Here is a 17,363-nt window from a genome sequence, read left to right as displayed (position 1 = left end):
GTCCATATGGTTTTCAGACTTTGTGTTGAACAATAGGGACTGTAAGAATATATGTGTTGTGTATGTAAATTACTTAGAAATCAAATAAGGGGTCTTTTTTACTATAAGGCCAGTGATAGGAGTGAGATTGTTGCGAAAACTATGGTTAGCCCTGTTGTTTACAGTAATAGCATTTCCCTTATGGGCTATGTCTGTACGCGCAGCGGATGTAACAGATGTTAATTGGGTGACACGAAATGATGCACCAATTCCTTTTGTACGGGTGGTTTTAAGTTTAACTGCGCCAGTAGAAGCTTCAGCTTCCATTGATAAAGCAGGGACAACAACAACAGTGCAATTAAAAAATGTAAAGTTAAAAACAAAAGAAACATCATTATCAATGGATCCAAAAATTGTATCCAAAGCTCAATTAAGCCAAAAGAGTAAACATGTTAATGTTGTTCTCAACACACCAACTGCTATTGATGTGGGAGATATTAAAGTCTTTTCCCTTAAAAAGGATAAGGTGAATAATAAACCAGATCGTATGGTTATTGATATTCAACAAAAAGGGGTTGCACCAAGAAGTGTATACTATGGTAGTACACCAAAAGTAACTACACCTAAAACAACAACCACAACAGTCAATACAGATAAGAAATCAAATAAAAAATCTAACCAAACTGCAAGCACTACGCAACCAGCTAAAGCGCCAACTGTTGTTGCTACGGCCAGTCAACCTAAGGCAATAACGATTGATTACAAAACAAGTGGTGGCATTGCAGGTAAAGTGATTACTATTGACCCTGGTCATGGTGGTAGTGACCCAGGTGCAATTGGTCCAACTGGTTTAATGGAAAAGAATGTTACCTTACCAATTTCTATGAAATTGAAAAAAGCCTTAGAAGCTAAAGGGGCAAAAGTTAACATGACTCGTACTACTGATGTCGATGTATACGGCCCTAATGCATCTGGTCCTGATGAATTACAGGCACGCGTTGATGTAGGTACAGCTAATAAATCTGATTTATTTATTAGTGTACATATTAATTCTTTCAGTAATCCAAATGTAGGTGGCATTTCAACTTATTATTATGATAAAACTCAGTATGATACGCGTTTAGCATCTCGTATTCAAGCTCAAATTGCTGATGAAACAGGCTTTGGTGGCGATCGTGGTATCCAACCAGGTAACTTATATGTGTTACGTCGCTCTTTAATGCCAGCTGCTTTAGTTGAATTAGGTTTTATCTCTAATCCTAAGGAAGAAGCTTTATTGAAATCCGATAAAGTACAACAAGAATTTGCTGATGAAATTGCCGATGGCATTGAAAACTATTTTAGGGGGTAATAATTATGTTTCATAATATAAAACTCGTATATACTACCCTCCTGGCAGTTATGCTATTTGTAATAGCTGGCTGTAGTTCAATTGCCACTGAATCAGCCGAGGGTTCTAAACAAGCTGTGACTACATCAAGTAGCCAAACTACAAATGACAAGGATGTTAAAGATTCCATGTCAAAAATGGTAGTTTATGTGCCTCGAGATGATGGTAAGGGTGTTCGCCCACAGACTATTACGGTAGATACAGAGAAGAAAACTTTAAAATATGCGATTTCTTTCTTGTTTGATGAAGATAGTCGTCAAAAATATCCTGTGTTTCCAAAGAAGGTAACAGTTAAAGATGTGGCAATTAAAGATGATGTAGCTCGTATTAACTTGTCTAAAGAATTCTTAGAAGGGGGCAAAGTAGATGGCTTATCTGCACAACTTCGCTTAGCCTCAATCGTAAATACGGCTACTAGTTTTGACTCTGTCAAAAAAGTTCTACTTCTCGTAGATGGTGAACGAATTGAAACCTATGGTGGCTATGATGTAAGTGAACCTATGAGTCGTATGGAACAACAAATTGTAAAATAAGAGTATCATACAACTCGTATATTTTAATCCTCACATAATTATGGACATATCGTTGGTTATGGTTTAAAAGTTTTTATAACTTTTGAATAACCAATGATGTGTCCTTTTTATCTGTTGTACGCTGAACCATTTTTTAAAGTATGCTATAATAATAACGATTCTATGAAATAGAAATATACTTATAAATACTTTTATAGTTAGGAGGGCGTTATGAAGGTTTCAGAAACAGGTGAATTTGGTTTTATTGATGCCATTAGTACAAATACCCTCTATGATACATCGTCGGTTATACAAGGCATCGGTGATGATTGTGCTGTTTATCGAGCCACGCCAGACTATGAGCAACTCATTACAACGGATATGATGGTTGAAGGCATACACTTTTCTGCTGAAACAACGAATCCCTTTGATGTAGGTTATCGCTTAGGGGCTGCTAATATTAGCGATATTGCAGCTATGGGGGGTGTACCTAAACAAGCCGTCATTGCAGTAGCCATTCCTCAGGCTACGGAACTAGCTTATATGGAGTCTATTTTTACAGGCCTAAAAGCTATCTGCAGTAAATATAAGGTAAATCTTATTGGTGGCGATACTGTAACAACGAAAGGTTCGTTAGCTTTGAATGTTACTGTAATTGGTGAAGTACCAAGCGGACAAGCTGTATTACGAAGTGGTGCTCAGGTAGGCGATATTGTGGTAGTTACAAATGAAATAGGTAGTAGTGCGGCCGGCTTAGCTGCTCTATTAGAGAAATGTGAAGGTTTTAATTTCTGTAAGAAAGCACATCAACAACCAGAGCCACAAATATATTGGGGTCAATGGTTACGCCAACAAGGAGTTACAGCACTAAATGATATTAGCGATGGCCTTAGCAGTGAACTTCATGAAATCGCTAAGGCTTCAAACGTATCAATTGAGATTGAAGCAGAATCAATTCCGCTTCATAAAGAAGTTATAACTTTGGCAGAGCAATTAAGTGTTGATCCTCTAAATTGGGCCTTATATGGAGGCGAAGATTTTCAATTAGTTGCTACTGTACCAGCTAAATTACGTCCTTTAATAGACGCTCAGGAGTCACTGCATTGTATTGGACTAGTTACCTCTAATAGTAGCAATAACGCAAATCATGTTATATTACGTACTGGCTCTAATACAACAATCTCTTTATACGCTAAAGGATATGATCATTTTAAACAACATCAATCAAAGGAGTAATGAAATATATGATAAATACGACTAAAGATACTCAAGTCCTACATTGTAATACTAATACTGTTAGCGATACGGAACAATTAGGGTATCAATTAGGTACTTTTTTAAAAACATATAATAAGCCCCTTTGTATTGCTTTAGTTGGTGATTTAGGTACGGGCAAAACTCATTTTTCACAAGGCGTAGCTCGTGGTTTTGGTGTAACTGATGAAGTAACAAGCCCAACCTTTGCATTAATGAATACATATGAAACAGAAGCCGGCACTTTATATCATTTTGATGTGTACCGTTTAGATGATGTGTATGAATTAGAAAATATTGGTTTTGGTGAATTTACTGAAGATACCTTAAGTTTGGTAGAATGGGCTGATAAATTCCCTGATGCATTGCCCTTAGAAGTATTATGGATTACCTTAATGGCGCAACCAGATGGCAGTAGAGAGAGCATTTGGCAGACATCAGAACTTACACAAGATGAACTTATAACAATAGGAGGACAATATGTATCTGGGCATTGAAACAAGCAGCGCTGTATCTAGCGTAGCACTCATGACTGAAGAAAAATTAGTCGGCGAGTTGACCATTCAAGCGGGTTTAACACATTCAGAGCAATTAGTACCTCATATTGAATTATTAATGAAACAATGTAGCGTCACAAAAGATGCCATTCAAGGGATTGCAGTAAGTATAGGACCTGGCTCTTTTACAGGATTACGAATTGGTTTAGGAACAGCTAAGGCGTTAGCCTATGCTTGGCAGGTACCTTTATTAGGTGTAATGACTATGGAAGTACTGGCTCATAACTTTTGGCAAGCTAATGGCTTATTAGCTGTTATGATTGATGCACAGAAAAAGAATGTATATGAAGGTTTATATCGTTGGCAAGAAGGGCATTTACAGTGTATTCAAGAACCAACTGTAAAAGTACGTGCAGAAGCCTTAGCAGAACTGGCTGAGCGTAACGAAATGGTAACTCTTGTGGGTGATGGTATTACTAAAGTAGCTAGTGCAATTTCTGAATATGGTTCACAACTTTTACTAAGCCCCTTGTCTTTGCGCATTCCTAGGGCTAGCAGTTTATTGCTTGCAGCTTTACCACGCTTTTTACAAGGTGCACCTGATGAAGCCAATGCTATAGCCCCTTATTATATTCGCCGTTCTGAAGCGGAAGTTGTTTGGGATGCTAAACATCCTGAATTAGCGGCTCAAATGAAAGGGCAAGAACCTACTGTAGTTGTTACTGAAGCAGCCTCTACATTGCATGATGAGGTGGATCATGCTTAGTTTACGGCTGGCTACATTAGACGATATAGAAGCTATTTTTGAAATCGAAAAAGCCTGCTTTTCTGTACCTTGGTCCTTAGACTCAATTACGACTGAACTAACGGAAACAGAACAACGTTTATATTTAGTAGCTGAAGAAGATAATCGAATTATTGGCTATGCTGGTGCTTGGCTTGTCTTAGATGAAGGTCAAATTACAAATATAGCCATTCATCCTGATTTTCGGCGCGAAGGATATGGCGCTATGCTTACGCGTAAACTCATAAAAGAATTATTTAAACGGGGCATGAATGAAATATTTTTAGAAGTGCGCATTTCTAATGTAGCAGCTCTTACAATGTATCGCCGTTTAGGTCTTACCGTTAAAGGGATTCGGAAGAATTATTATACCGAACCTATTGAAGATGCCTATATTATGTCTATTATAAGAGAGGAGGCCCTGGTGTGAACGATGTATATACCTTAGCCATCGAAAGTAGTTGTGATGAAACATCGGCGGCCGTATTAGTAAATGGTCGTCAGGTTTTATCGAATGTAATTTCTAGTCAAGTGCCCATTCATCAAAGATTTGGTGGCGTTGTGCCTGAAATTGCATCCCGTCATCATATAGAACAAGTTATTCCTGTAGTAGATCAAGCCTTATTAGATGCTAATGTGAAATTAGAAGATATGGATCATATTGGCGTTACCTATGGCCCGGGCTTAGTAGGCTCCTTATTAGTTGGCGTGGCTGCTGCTAAAGGCTTATCCTTTGCTACTGGCATTCCACTTATTGGGGTTCACCATATGGAAGGTCATATTTTTGCTAACTTTTTGGCTCATCCTGACTTAGAACCACCTTTTTTAAGTTTAGTTGTTTCTGGTGGCCATACTATGTTAGTCGTAGTTAAAGATTATGAAACGTTTGAAGTATTAGGCCAAACTCGTGATGATGCAGCAGGCGAAGCTTTTGATAAAATAGCTCGTGTTATGGGGTATCCGTATCCAGGAGGGCCACAAATTGAAAAAGTAGGTTCTACTGGAAACCCTTTTGCTATTGAATTTCCTAAAGCTTTACAAGAGAAGGGGAATTTTGAATTTAGTTTTAGTGGTTTAAAATCAGCGGTTCTTAATTATTTAAATAGTGCTAAACAAAAAGGGGAACCTATTAATGAAGCCGATGTAGCTGCCTCTTTTCAGCAAGCCATTATTGATGTGCTAGTTCATAAGACTTGTGAAGCTGCTCATGCCACGGGACAACTGAAAATTACCTTAGCTGGCGGTGTATCAGCTAATAAACATTTACAAGATGCCTTAGCTACTATGTGTGAACAAGAAGGCTTCACCTTTTATCGCCCAAGTGGTATTTTAGCCACAGATAATGCAGCAATGATTGGTTGTCGTGCCTATTATATGGCTAAGGCTGGCAAATTTAGTGATTTACATTTAAATGCCAAACCAGCTATACCGCTAGGTCAAGCATAAGGTATAAGCTATGAATGAAAAATCCATACTAGCAGAGCGATTACAACAATATACGGATTTATCAGAACCACAACAGCGCCTATTATTACAAGTGGCTCAATTATTACCATTTGGTGCTTCTTTGCCACAGCAAGAAGTTTGCATATTTACTGGCACTAACGATAAACAAATTTTAGTGTTAGGTTCCTTGAAAGACTGGCCGCAACAGCAGCTTGATGGTGAAACTATACTGTTAAACCCTTATGAAGTGAGTTTATGGCAAGAACTATTACAACAGGGACAACCGGTTAAAGGCTTTATGGAGCGTCATTATGGCCAATTAGCTCGATTATTGGCATTTCCTATTGTAGATAATGGGGGAAAATGTATTGCTGGGTTAGCTATCATTCACAATGGCTTAGAACCTCAAACAGATGCACTTTTATTAGCGGCTTCTGATGTCTTGGCAGAGACGACGTATATGGCCATGATTGTACCACAACAGAATCAAGATGATTTATATAAACCCTTATCGTATCAAGATGGCATTATTATCTTTGACGAGGCTGGAATCATTTTATATGCCAATGAAGCGGCTTCTCATTTAGTGGATTTATTAGGCTTTGATCGTCGTTTATTAGGAACTTCCATTTATGGTGGCGCTTTAAAAATGAGCTGGGTTAAACAAGCGATTCGTGAACACCGTGGGTCCATTGCCGAAGAAATTTATGGCGATATTATCGTAGAACAAACAATACTACCTATTACAGGTAGTAGTCGTACTAAACGAAGTTTTTTATTTTTAAAAGATAAAACAGCCTTACGCCGTAAGGAACAAGAATTATTGGTAAAAAATTCTGTTATAAAAGAAATACACCATCGAGTAAAAAATAATCTACAAACTGTGGCCGGCTTACTACGTATGGAAGCTCGTCGTTCTGACTCAGAGCAAGTGAAAAAAGCACTTCAAGAAGGGGTAAGTCGTATTGAAAGCATGGCCTTAGTCCATGAAGTAATTTCTCATTATGAAGAAGATTATATTGATTTACGAACTATTGCCGAAGAGCTCATTCGACTTTTAAAACGAGCTTTATTACAAGCTGATGATGTAATTAACTGTGAATATATAGGACCACCTATTTTATTGTCGTCTCATCGAGCGGGCTACATATCTCTCATTTTAAATGAACTAATTTCTAATAGCTTTGAACACGGCTTTGCTCTTGGTCGTTCTGCCTTATTAGCTAAACGAACTACCGCAATTACAGATGATATAAATAACTTAACTTCGCAAAATATACCAACTTTAGAAATACAAGGGAGCATACAGTCAGGTTTGATTACCCTAAGGGTTAGTGATAATGGACAGGGTTTACCTGCAGATTTTGACAGTATAGCTTCTAGTAGACTAGGCTTACAAATAATAAAAAATTTAGTCACTAATGAACTTGCTGGTACTTTTCAAATTGGACCAGGTGAGATTAAAGGTACTGTAGTTATAATTCAATTTCCAGAAGAGACTGAATTATAACGAAGCTTTAAAAGTGAGGTAATAGAAAAGTTAATAGTGAGTTAAAATTGAGGAGAATGTCATGAGAGTCCTTATTGTAGATGACGAATCTTTAATTCGTATGGATATACGCGATCAATTAGAAGCGGCAGGCTATGAAGTAATTGGGGAAGGTAAAAATGGGGTCGAAGCCCTTGCTAAAGCAAAAAGTTTAAAACCTGATGTGATTGTAATGGATGTTAAAATGCCAGAATTAGACGGCATTGAAGCGGCTCGACAAATTCGCCATAATCAGTGGGGACCGGTTGTACTACTAACAGCCTATAGTCAGCAAGATTTAGTCAAAAAAGCTGGCCAGTCGGGCGTATATGGCTATTTGATTAAGCCTGTGCGAGAAGATCAACTCATTCCTACTTTAGAAATGGCGTATCATCGGTATACCGAAGAGCAAACCTTAAAAACCAACATTGAGGCCTTAGAAAATACCTTAGAAGAAAGAAAATTAATTGCGAAAGCGACGGGAATTTTACAAAATCTTTATAAAATAAGTGAAGACGACGCCTATAAACGTTTGCGCTCTTTTAGTATGGATAAACACATAACAATTGTTGAAACTTGTCAAAAAATTATAGCCGCCGCTAAAAAGAGCAGTGTATAAGCACTGCTTTTTTTAGTGACAAAAAGTCAAAAAATCAAAAATAATACTTGCAATTATTTTCAATTCGGATATAATAATACTTGTAGTTAGCACTCGAGGTTAGTGAGTGCTAACAAAATAAAAATTTACAATCCATTAGTTCAAAGGAGAGATTGACAATGATGAAACCTTTAGGCGACCGTGTTATAATTCGTGTCCTTGAAAAAGAAGAAAAAACAAAAAGTGGCATCTTTTTACCAGATACAGCAAAAGAAAAACCTTCCGAAGGTGAAGTAGTAGCTGTTGGCGCTGGTAAAGTATATGACAATGGTCAACGTGTTGCTCCTGAAGTAGCTGTTGGTGACAAAGTAATGTTCTCCAAATATGCCGGTACAGAAGTTAAAATTGATGGTGTAGATCATCTAGTAATTAGCGAACGTGATATTTTAGCTATTTTATAATCTAGCAAGTAGCTACTATATATTCACTAATTTATATATTGAGGTTATGTAATTAACCTTAGGAGGTAATAGATTATGGCAAAAGAAATTCTTTTTAATGAAGACGCTCGTCGTGCTTTAGGCCGCGGCGTAGATGCATTAGCAAATGCAGTAAAAGTAACCTTAGGACCAAAAGGTCGTAATGTAGTATTAGATAAAAAATTTGGTGCACCTACTATCACTAATGACGGTGTTACTATTGCTCGTGATATTGAACTTGCTGATCCATTTGAAAATATGGGCGCACAACTTGTAAAAGAAGTTGCTACCAAAACAAATGACGTAGCTGGTGATGGTACAACTACAGCTACTGTATTAGCACAAGCTATGATTCAAGAAGGTATGCGCAATGTAGCAGCTGGTGCTAATCCAATGATCTTGAAAAAAGGTATTGAATTAGCTGTAAAAACTTTGGTAGAAGAAATTAAGAAAAAATCGATTAAAGTAAACGGTAAAGCTGATATTGCACAAGTAGCCTCTGTATCCGCTGGCGATTCTGAAATCGGTGGTCTTATTGCAGAAGCTATGGAAAAAGTTGGCAATGACGGCGTAATTACTGTTGAAGAATCTAAAGGTTTGCAAACAGATCTTTCTGTAGTAGAAGGTATGCAATTTGATCGTGGCTACATTTCTCCTTACATGGTAACTGATCCAGATAAAATGGAAGCTGTTATGAATGAACCATACATCTTGATTACAGATCGTAAAATCAGTGCTATTGCTGATATGTTACCAACACTTGAAAAAGTTGTAAAACAAGGTAAAGAATTATTGATTATTGCTGAAGATCTTGATGGTGAAGCATTAGCTACATTAGTAGTTAATAAATTGCGTGGTACTTTCAAAGCAGTAGCTGTTAAAGCTCCTGGTTTTGGTGACCGCCGTAAAGCAATGCTTGAAGATATTGCTATTTTAACTGGTGGTACTGTAATCACTGAAGATATGGGCCGTAAATTAGATAGCGTTGAATTAGAAGACCTTGGTACAGCTCGTCAAGTACGTGTAACTAAAGACGAAACTGTAATTATTGATGGTGCTGGCGATAATACAGCTATTAAACAGCGTGTAGGCCAAATTAAAGGTCAAATTGATGAAACAACATCTGAATTTGATAAAGAAAAATTACAAGAGCGTTTAGCAAAATTAGCTGGTGGTGTAGCTGTTATCGAAGTTGGTGCGGCTACTGAAGTTGAATTGAAAGATAAAAAACTTCGCATTGAAGATGCTTTAAATGCAACTCGTGCAGCTGTTGAAGAAGGTATTGTAGCTGGTGGTGGCACAACCTTAATTGACATCTTACCTGCTCTTGAAACTTTAAAAGAAGAAGGGGATGTACAAACTGGTATTAACCTTGTAAAACGCGCTGTTGAAGAACCACTTCGCCAGATTGCTTATAATGCTGGTTTAGAAGGTTCTGTTGTAGTTGAACGTGTTAAAAATACAGATTCTGGCGTAGGCTTCAATGCATTAACTGAAGAATATGTAGATATGGTTAAAGCTGGTATCGTTGACCCTGCTAAAGTGACTCGTTCTGCTCTTCAAAATGCAGCTTCTATTGCGTCCTTAGTATTGACTACAGAAAGCATTGTAGCTGATAAAGTAGAAGAAAATGCACCAGCAGCACCTGCTATGCCTCCAATGGGTGGCATGGGCGGTATGATGTAATCTAGATTATTTTATACCTAGTAATAGTTAGCTCAGCTAATATGTAATTATGCTGCTACATGGCATTTAATAAAATACCCACATCAATTGATGTGGGTATTTTTATTTTTTTCTATAGAATTGACGAACGCCAATAAAATTAAGTATAATCTTACATATACTTAAGATTCATTATTACAAAATAAAACAAGGGCTGACAATTATTACTAATTGCAAGGTCATTGAGTGAGGAGAAAGATTGATGAATGAGAAAAAATTACCCATTACAGCGGCCCGTTTAGAAGAAATTATTGCTGAATATCCGACACCATTTCATTTATATGATGCACAAGGAATTGTAAATAATATTCGTCGCTTTATTAAAGCCTTTAGTTGGGCTAAAGATTTTAAAGAGTATTTTGCCGTAAAGGCAACACCTAATCCATATATTATGCGTTTATTACAACGCGAAGGCGTAGGTGCAGACTGTTCTTCTATGGCAGAACTCGTATTGTGTGAAAAAGTTGGTATAATGGGGAATAATATCATCTTTTCATCCAATGATACACCGTATGAAGAGTATGCCAAAGCCATGGAATTAGGGGCCATTATTAATCTTGATGACATTACTCATGTCGCTTATTTAGAAGAACATGGTAGTTTACCTAACCGTTTAGCTTTCCGCTATAATCCAGGCTCTTTAAAGCATGGTGGTAATACAATTATTGGTCTTCCTGAAGAAGCTAAATATGGTATGATGGCAGATCAAATTATTGAAGCTATTAATTATTGCAAAACTCGTGGTGTATCCCGTTTTGGCTTACACACTATGGTAGTATCTAATGAATTAGATATCAAAGGGCTCATTGGCACAGCTGAGTTAATGTTTGATTTAGCTCTTCGTGTAAAAGAAGAAACAGGCATAGAAGTAGATTTCATTGATTTTGGTGGCGGTATTGGTGTAGCCTATCGACCAGAAGAAACACCAGTTGACTATGAAGCCTTGAGTGCAGGGATTAAAGAAGCCTATGACCGTATGATTATAGGTAATAATCATAGCCCTATTGCCTTGGCCTTTGAATGTGGCCGTATGGTAACAGGTCCTTATGGCTATTTAGTTACAACAGCCATTCACCATAAAAATATTTATAAAAACTATATAGGTTTAGATGCTTGTATGGCTAATTTAATGCGTCCTGCTTTATATGGTTCTTATCATCATATTACCGTAGTTGGTAAGGAAGATGCGCCCCTTAATCATGTATATGATGTAACAGGCTCACTTTGTGAAAATAATGACAAATTTGCCATTGATCGTAAATTACCGAAAATCGATAGAGGTGATCGCATTATAATTCATGATGCAGGTGCTCATGGACATTCTATGGGGTTTAATTATAATGGTAAACTAAAATCAGCTGAACTATTATTAAATGAAGATGGGTCCATTACTCAAATTCGTCGAGCTGAAACCTTGGATGATTTATTTGCAACATTAGATTTTACTGATTTATAAGGAAAAACTATCATTTCTAATGATAATATGTTATAATTAAAAGGTAATTTCAAAGTTTGCCCAAAAATCACTAGTTTAATAAAGCTAATGAGAGTCATATTTTTTGATAAAATTCAAAAAATTCGATAATATAAACAAATTCATAGTAAAATAGTAGAAATTAACTTGCACTGGATACAGTTAGATTGTATAATGTTTATTAGGAATAGATGTTGTAAGATTTGCTGTTTACCGAAGTGGTAGAATATTTTTGCTGTTAAAAGCGGTGTTTCACTTTGGTGGGATACCGCTTTTCTTATAAAATCTAACGAATACATAATATATAACTTAAAGACATAATTAAGAATAAAAGGAGTGACTGTACTGTGTCAGAATTACTTCGCGTAGAGAATCTACACGTGTCCGTTGAGGGCAAAGAAATCCTAAAAGGTATTGATTTAACTATTAATAAAGGTGAAATCCATGTTGTAATGGGTACTAATGGTGCTGGTAAATCCACATTAGCAAATGCTATTATGGGGAATCCTGTATATGAAGTAACCGAAGGTTCTATTACATTTGATGGTGAAGATATTACAGACGAAGCCGTAAATGATCGTGCTAAGGCTGGTATTTTTATGTCCTTCCAAAATCCAATTGCTATTCCTGGTATTACTGTAGAAAACTTTATTAGAACATCTAAAGCTACTGTAACCGGTGAAAATGTTCGTGCGTTAGCCTTCAAAAAAGAATTAAAAGAAAAAATGGATGAATTATCCTTTGATGCATCTTATGCACAACGTTATGTTAACGAAGGCTTTAGTGGCGGTGAACGCAAAAAGAATGAAATTCTACAAATGTCCATCTTGAATCCAAAATTAGCTATGCTTGATGAAACAGACTCTGGTCTTGACGTTGATGCAGTACGTATTGTATCAGATGGGGTTGATCGCTTCCATACTAAAGAAAATGCCGTACTTATTATTACGCATCATAACTCCATCTTACAAAAATTAAAACCAGATTTTGTACATGTTTTAATTAATGGTAAAATCGTAAAAACTGGGGACGCATCCTTAGTAGCAGACATTGAAAGCAAAGGCTACGATGCTTACAAAGCGTTAGTTTAGGAGGCACTCATGGAAACTAGAAAAAAAACCTATGTGGAGGATATGGACCGTGGCGTCTACGATATAAAGAATGAATTTGAATATTCTTTTAAATCGAATGCAGGCCTTACGGAAGATATTATCCGCGAAATTTGGTCAAATAAAAATGAACCGGAATGGATGCTTGACTTCCGTTTAAAATCTTTAAAAATTTATAATGAATTAGATATTCCAACTTGGATTCCTGATATTAGCGGTCTTGATATGGCTAATATTGTTACCTATGTTAAACCAAAAGTTGACATGAAAGGTGACTGGAATGAAGTACCAGAAGATATTAAAAGCACGTTTGATCGCTTAGGGATTCCTGAAGCTGAGAAAACATCACTAGCTGGTGTTGGTGCGCAGTATGACTCTGAAGTAGTATATCATAGTATTCAAGAAGATTTGGTAAAGCAAGGTGTTGTGTATACTGATATTGAAACAGCCCTTCATGAGCATGAAGATCTTGTACGTCAATATTTCATGACCTTAGTTCCGCCAACGGACCACAAATTTGCAGCCTTACATGGTGCGGTTTGGTCTGGTGGGTCCTTCGTATATGTGCCAAAAGGTGTACAAGTTGACATTCCATTACAGTCCTATTTCCGCTTAAATGCGCCAGGGGCTGGTCAGTTTGAACATACCTTAATTATTATCGAAGAAGGGGCTAAAGCTCATTTCATCGAAGGTTGTTCTGCACCTAAGTATAATGTAGCTAACTTACATGCTGGTTGTGTAGAATTATTTGTTAAAGATAATGCAACCCTTCGTTATTCCACAATTGAAAACTGGTCTAAGAATATGTATAACTTGAACACCAAACGTTCAACTGTCGGTAAAAATGGTACTATTGAATGGGTAAGTGGTTCCTTTGGTTCCAAAGTATCTTGTTTATATCCAATGAGTATCTTAGCAGGTGAAGGCGCTCACTGTGAATTTACTGGTGTAACCTTTGCTGGTGAAGGACAGTTCTTAGATACAGGTGCTAAAGTAGTTCATGTGGCTCCACATACTACATCCAATATTAATTCTAAATCCATTTCTAAGAGTGGTGGCGCTGCTATTTATCGCGGCGTGTTAAATATTGGTAAAAAAGCAGAACATGCGAAAGCTACAGTGTCTTGTGAATCCTTGATGCTAGATGAAATCTCTCAGTCCGATACAATTCCATCCATTTCTATTGAAAATGATAATGTTGACTTAGGTCACGAAGCAAAAATCGGTCGTATTTCAGACGAAGCTATCTTCTACTTAATGACTCGTGGTATTAGTGAAGAAGAAGCTCGTGCTATGTTAGTTCGTGGTTTCGTAGAACCAATTTCTAAAGAATTACCATTGGAATACGCTGTTGAAATGAATAATTTGATTTCCTTAGAGCTTGAAGGCTCTATCGGTTAGGAGGTACTGATGAGTAACGTACTATTTAATGAACTCCCTAGACCTACTTTCCGGTGGTTAAAGGTAAATCATACGGAAGGGGTAGTTGCTACTGGTAGTAAACCTGCGATTGTAACAGTAGATGCTAATCCGGGTGTAGTAACGGAGTTAAGTAATAATGCATTATTAAAAGCTGATTTTGAAGGGGCTGAAACAACCTCATTAGCAGCTGTTACTAATGACTATACTAAAGGTCTAGCTATTACCGTGCCTGCTGGGGCTTCTGAAAAAGTAGTCATCACCATTGATGCGGACAATGCTAGTGTAGGTGATAAAACTCGCTTAGCTATTGATGTAGCTGAGGGTGCTTCTTTAGAAGTATTATATGTAGTTAAAGGCAACGCCACTGAAGGTGGTTTAAACCTTTTAACAGAAGTAAATACTGCAGAAAATGCAAATGTAGTATTCAAAAAAGTTCAGCTATTGAATGAAGGGGTACAACAAATTGAACACCGTTATACAAAATTAGCTGACAACAGCCATGTTGCCTTTCTCAATGTAGAATTAGGTGGGGGCGAAAACTTCTTGCATTATACACAAGATTTAGTAGGTAAAGAAGCTCATATTGAACATGATTTAGCCTATTTAGGTGACAATGAACAGCGCTTTGACATTTCTATGTTGATGTCTCATGTAGCACCTAAGTCAGTAAGTGATATTCACGTATTAGGCGCTTTAGCCGATAATTCTAAAAAATCCTTCCGCGGTACTTTAGATTTCATTCGTGGTAGCGTAGCTGCTGAAGGGGCTGAAGAAGATACTTGTGTATTACTTGATCCAACAGTAAAATCTGTATCTTTGCCATTACTTCTTTGTAAAGAAGATAATGTAGTGGGGAATCATGCGGCTAGTGCCGGCCAATTGGATAAGACTAAATTATTCTACTTAATGAGCCGTGGTTTCAGTGAAGAAGAAGCTAAACATATCATTGTAGAATCTATGTTACGTCCAGTTATTGATCGACTCGAAGATGCTGAGTTAGAAGAAGTAGTATTAGCTGCGGTACGAGCTAAGATTTAATTGGGCCGTAGTAATAAGATAGAATAGAGAAGGTGTATTATGAAGTCGATTGCAGAAGCATATAAAGATTTTCCTATATTACAAAGAGAGCATAAAGGTCACCGTTTAGTGTATTTAGATAGTGGAGCAACTACACAAGTACCAGAAGTGGTTATTAATGCCCTTGAAACCCATTTAAAACATCATAATGGTAATCCTCATCGAGGAGCCCATGTGTTGGCTGTGGAAGCATCTGAGGCGTATGAAACAGCACGCGATGCGGTGCAACGTTTCATCAATGCCAAAGCTAGGGAAGAAATTGTATTAACACGCAATACGACAGAAAGCTTAAACTTAATCGCCTTTAGCTATGGCTTACATAATCTAAAAAAAGGTGATAAAATCGTCATTACCATTGCCGAACACCATGCTAATCTAGTAACTTGGCAACGTGTAGCGGAAACAACTGGGGCTATTTTAGAATATATGTACTTAGATGAAACGGGCCATTTGAAAGATGGTGAGATGGATAAGATTGATAGCCATACAAAAATCGTATCCTTCGCCCATGTAAGTAATGTACTAGGCATGGAGTTTCCTGTAGATGAGCTAATTAAACGAGCTCACGCTGTAGGTGCTATTGCTATTCTTGATGGTGCTCAGTCAGCGCCTCACAAAAAAATCGATGTGCAAGCCCTTGACTGTGATTTCTTTGTATTCTCAGGCCACAAAATGTGTGCATCTCAAGGTATTGGTGTTATGTATGGTAAACGCCATCTACTAGAATCTATGCCACCATTCTTATTAGGTGGTGATATGATTGAGTATGTACAAGAACAAAGTACAACCTATAATGAAGTGCCTTATAAATTTGAAGCAGGCACACCAAATGCACATGGGGCTGTAACTTTGAAGGCTGCTATTGAATATTTAGAAGAATATGGCATGGATAATATTAATGCCTACGAAAAGGAATTAGTAGCTTATGTATTGCCAAAACTATTAGCCATTCCACATGTTCATGTGCTCGGCTCTGAAGATCCAAAAGAGAAACATGGTGTAATTGCATTTACGATTGACGATGTACATCCTCATGATGTAGCTACTATTTTAGATAGCTATGGTGTTTGTATTCGTTCCGGTCATCATTGTGCTCAACCATTAGGTGCCTATTATAAAGTACCTGCTTCTAATCGTTTAAGCATGTACATTTATACCCGTAAAGAAGATTTAGATATTTTCTTAGATGCAGTAAAACAAGTACGACCTACAATGGGTCTTAAAGACTAAAGAAGACTAAAGTAAACCATATCCCTAAGTATTGACGAGGGGGAAATAAGCAAGTATAAAGGAGTTCCTACTTATGGAAATGGATCAGTTATATACTGAGTTAATTTTAGAACATAATCAAGATAAACGAAATAAACGTCTTTTAGACGTATTCACAGTATCAGAACATGGTCATAATCCAAGTTGTGGTGATGATTTAACCTTGCAATTAGATGTAGCTGATGGCGTAGTAAAAGATGCCGCTTACACTGGTTCTGGTTGTGCTATTAGTCAAGCATCGGCTTCTATGATGATTGACATTATTAAAGGTAAATCTGTGACTGAAGCCTTTCGTTTAGTCGATATTTTCTTAGGCATGATCAAAAAAGAAGTAACTGATGAAGCTGAATTAGAAGAATTAGAAGATGCTATTGCTCTTCAAAATATTTCTAATATGCCAGCTCGTGTAAAATGTGCTGTATTAGCTTGGCATACCTTAAAAGAAGCGTTAAAAAAGGAAGAATCTCATAGCTAGTTACTTAACATATAATCATGTATAATAAAAGGAGTTAACCAATAACAACTGCTGTTGCTATGAGTTAACTCCTTTTTTACCAAACCTATAAATTAGTCTTCTTTCGGTGCACCTGGTTTTGGCAATTTGCCCATGTCCTGTAATAGTTTAACAATACGGACACCACAATTTTTGCCACCACAAGATCCGGTACCAGCACCAGTACGCTCTCTAATTTTAGGGATCGTATCACAACCATCATTAATGGCTTCTTTAATGGTTTTACGTGAAATGCTACGACAAGTGCAGACTTTAGTATATTTGTCTAAAATACTATCGGGTACTTTTTGTTCTTCAAACTCCATC

18 protein-coding genes are annotated in these 17,363 nt (G+C 37.1%); 17 read left to right on the top strand and 1 reads right to left on the bottom strand.

Features of this window, described 5'->3' with window-relative positions:
* The first annotated feature begins 127 nt into the window (after positions 1-127).
* The 17 genes from NFR44_RS01660 to sufU all read left to right on the top strand — a co-directional run bounded on the left by NFR44_RS01660 (position 128) and on the right by sufU (position 17,018).
* Complete coding sequence (locus tag NFR44_RS01660; protein ID WP_443098517.1) at positions 128-1,330, top strand: N-acetylmuramoyl-L-alanine amidase family protein; 1,203 nt, start codon at positions 128-130, stop codon at positions 1,328-1,330.
* A gap of 50 nt (positions 1,331-1,380) precedes the next feature.
* On the top strand, positions 1,381-1,902 hold the full coding sequence (locus NFR44_RS01655; RefSeq protein WP_251440480.1) for a GerMN domain-containing protein: 522 nt from the start codon (positions 1,381-1,383) through the stop codon (positions 1,900-1,902).
* 210 nt (positions 1,903-2,112) lie between these two features.
* Positions 2,113-3,117 (top strand): thiamine-phosphate kinase, encoded by a 1,005-nt coding sequence (gene thiL, locus NFR44_RS01650; protein ID WP_251440478.1) that lies wholly within the window; start codon positions 2,113-2,115, stop codon positions 3,115-3,117.
* 8 nt (positions 3,118-3,125) lie between these two features.
* A complete protein-coding gene (tsaE, locus tag NFR44_RS01645; RefSeq protein ID WP_251440474.1) occupies positions 3,126-3,632 on the top strand; it encodes a tRNA (adenosine(37)-N6)-threonylcarbamoyltransferase complex ATPase subunit type 1 TsaE in 507 nt (168 codons plus the stop codon).
* The gene (tsaB, locus tag NFR44_RS01640) at positions 3,616-4,398 is read left to right on the top strand and encodes a tRNA (adenosine(37)-N6)-threonylcarbamoyltransferase complex dimerization subunit type 1 TsaB (RefSeq protein WP_251440471.1); all 783 of its coding nucleotides are present in this window, start codon (positions 3,616-3,618) and stop codon (positions 4,396-4,398) included. Before tsaE ends, tsaB begins: the two co-directional genes overlap by 17 nt.
* A complete protein-coding gene (gene rimI / locus NFR44_RS01635; protein ID WP_251440467.1) occupies positions 4,391-4,846 on the top strand; it encodes a ribosomal protein S18-alanine N-acetyltransferase in 456 nt (151 codons plus the stop codon). Before tsaB ends, rimI begins: the two co-directional genes overlap by 8 nt.
* A complete protein-coding gene (gene tsaD / locus NFR44_RS01630; RefSeq protein ID WP_251440464.1) occupies positions 4,843-5,862 on the top strand; it encodes a tRNA (adenosine(37)-N6)-threonylcarbamoyltransferase complex transferase subunit TsaD in 1,020 nt (339 codons plus the stop codon). Before rimI ends, tsaD begins: the two co-directional genes overlap by 4 nt.
* A 10-nt stretch (positions 5,863-5,872) precedes the next feature.
* Positions 5,873-7,372: a sensor histidine kinase gene (locus tag NFR44_RS01625; RefSeq protein WP_251440461.1), complete on the top strand. Its 1,500-nt coding sequence runs from the start codon at positions 5,873-5,875 to the stop codon at positions 7,370-7,372.
* Between the two features lie 61 nt (positions 7,373-7,433).
* On the top strand, positions 7,434-8,009 hold the full coding sequence (locus tag NFR44_RS01620) for an ANTAR domain-containing response regulator (RefSeq protein WP_251440459.1): 576 nt from the start codon (positions 7,434-7,436) through the stop codon (positions 8,007-8,009).
* 158 nt (positions 8,010-8,167) lie between these two features.
* On the top strand, positions 8,168-8,449 hold the full coding sequence (gene groES / locus NFR44_RS01615) for a co-chaperone GroES (RefSeq protein ID WP_115309637.1): 282 nt from the start codon (positions 8,168-8,170) through the stop codon (positions 8,447-8,449).
* A gap of 75 nt (positions 8,450-8,524) precedes the next feature.
* Complete coding sequence (gene groL / locus NFR44_RS01610) at positions 8,525-10,153, top strand: chaperonin GroEL (protein ID WP_251440457.1); 1,629 nt, start codon at positions 8,525-8,527, stop codon at positions 10,151-10,153.
* A gap of 241 nt (positions 10,154-10,394) precedes the next feature.
* Positions 10,395-11,648, top strand: a complete 1,254-nt coding sequence (locus tag NFR44_RS01605; protein ID WP_251440454.1) for a diaminopimelate decarboxylase family protein — start codon at positions 10,395-10,397, stop codon at positions 11,646-11,648.
* A gap of 365 nt (positions 11,649-12,013) precedes the next feature.
* The gene (sufC, locus tag NFR44_RS01600; protein ID WP_251440452.1) at positions 12,014-12,757 is read left to right on the top strand and encodes a Fe-S cluster assembly ATPase SufC; all 744 of its coding nucleotides are present in this window, start codon (positions 12,014-12,016) and stop codon (positions 12,755-12,757) included.
* Positions 12,758-12,766: 9 nt separating this feature from the next.
* On the top strand, positions 12,767-14,176 hold the full coding sequence (gene sufB / locus NFR44_RS01595; protein WP_251440448.1) for a Fe-S cluster assembly protein SufB: 1,410 nt from the start codon (positions 12,767-12,769) through the stop codon (positions 14,174-14,176).
* 9 nt (positions 14,177-14,185) lie between these two features.
* A complete protein-coding gene (locus tag NFR44_RS01590; protein ID WP_251440445.1) occupies positions 14,186-15,235 on the top strand; it encodes a SufD family Fe-S cluster assembly protein in 1,050 nt (349 codons plus the stop codon).
* 39 nt (positions 15,236-15,274) lie between these two features.
* Positions 15,275-16,504: a SufS family cysteine desulfurase gene (locus NFR44_RS01585; RefSeq protein WP_251440442.1), complete on the top strand. Its 1,230-nt coding sequence runs from the start codon at positions 15,275-15,277 to the stop codon at positions 16,502-16,504.
* A 73-nt stretch (positions 16,505-16,577) separates the two neighbouring features.
* Positions 16,578-17,018, top strand: coding sequence for a Fe-S cluster assembly sulfur transfer protein SufU (gene sufU, locus NFR44_RS01580; protein WP_251440439.1), 441 nt, complete (start codon positions 16,578-16,580; stop codon positions 17,016-17,018).
* Between the two features lie 92 nt (positions 17,019-17,110).
* Here sufU and NFR44_RS01575 read toward each other — a convergent pair whose 3' ends face one another.
* The gene (locus tag NFR44_RS01575) at positions 17,111-17,362 is read right to left on the bottom strand and encodes a (2Fe-2S)-binding protein (protein ID WP_251440435.1); all 252 of its coding nucleotides are present in this window, start codon (positions 17,360-17,362) and stop codon (positions 17,111-17,113) included.
* Position 17,363: the final 1 nt, after the last annotated feature.

This window comes from Veillonella intestinalis (assembly GCF_943193155.1).
GTDB lineage: Bacteria > Bacillota > Negativicutes > Veillonellales > Veillonellaceae > Veillonella_A > Veillonella_A intestinalis.
Note: the sequence above shows the minus strand (reverse complement) of the source record. Positions and strands in the feature narration are given on the sequence as shown.

Coding starts and splice junctions, on each gene's coding strand:
- tsaB (WP_251440471.1), top strand. CDS start 3,616: ATGTATCTGGGCATTGAAACAAGCAGCGCTGTATCTAGCGTAGCACTC.
- rimI (WP_251440467.1), top strand. CDS start 4,391: ATGCTTAGTTTACGGCTGGCTACATTAGACGATATAGAAGCTATTTTT.
- NFR44_RS01655 (WP_251440480.1), top strand. CDS start 1,381: ATGCTATTTGTAATAGCTGGCTGTAGTTCAATTGCCACTGAATCAGCC.
- NFR44_RS01605 (WP_251440454.1), top strand. CDS start 10,395: ATGAATGAGAAAAAATTACCCATTACAGCGGCCCGTTTAGAAGAAATT.
- NFR44_RS01625 (WP_251440461.1), top strand. CDS start 5,873: ATGAATGAAAAATCCATACTAGCAGAGCGATTACAACAATATACGGAT.
- NFR44_RS01590 (WP_251440445.1), top strand. CDS start 14,186: ATGAGTAACGTACTATTTAATGAACTCCCTAGACCTACTTTCCGGTGG.
- groES (WP_115309637.1), top strand. CDS start 8,168: ATGATGAAACCTTTAGGCGACCGTGTTATAATTCGTGTCCTTGAAAAA.
- NFR44_RS01575 (WP_251440435.1), bottom strand. CDS start 17,362: ATGGAGTTTGAAGAACAAAAAGTACCCGATAGTATTTTAGACAAATAT.
- groL (WP_251440457.1), top strand. CDS start 8,525: ATGGCAAAAGAAATTCTTTTTAATGAAGACGCTCGTCGTGCTTTAGGC.
- tsaE (WP_251440474.1), top strand. CDS start 3,126: ATGATAAATACGACTAAAGATACTCAAGTCCTACATTGTAATACTAAT.
- NFR44_RS01585 (WP_251440442.1), top strand. CDS start 15,275: ATGAAGTCGATTGCAGAAGCATATAAAGATTTTCCTATATTACAAAGA.
- thiL (WP_251440478.1), top strand. CDS start 2,113: ATGAAGGTTTCAGAAACAGGTGAATTTGGTTTTATTGATGCCATTAGT.
- sufU (WP_251440439.1), top strand. CDS start 16,578: ATGGAAATGGATCAGTTATATACTGAGTTAATTTTAGAACATAATCAA.
- sufB (WP_251440448.1), top strand. CDS start 12,767: ATGGAAACTAGAAAAAAAACCTATGTGGAGGATATGGACCGTGGCGTC.
- NFR44_RS01620 (WP_251440459.1), top strand. CDS start 7,434: ATGAGAGTCCTTATTGTAGATGACGAATCTTTAATTCGTATGGATATA.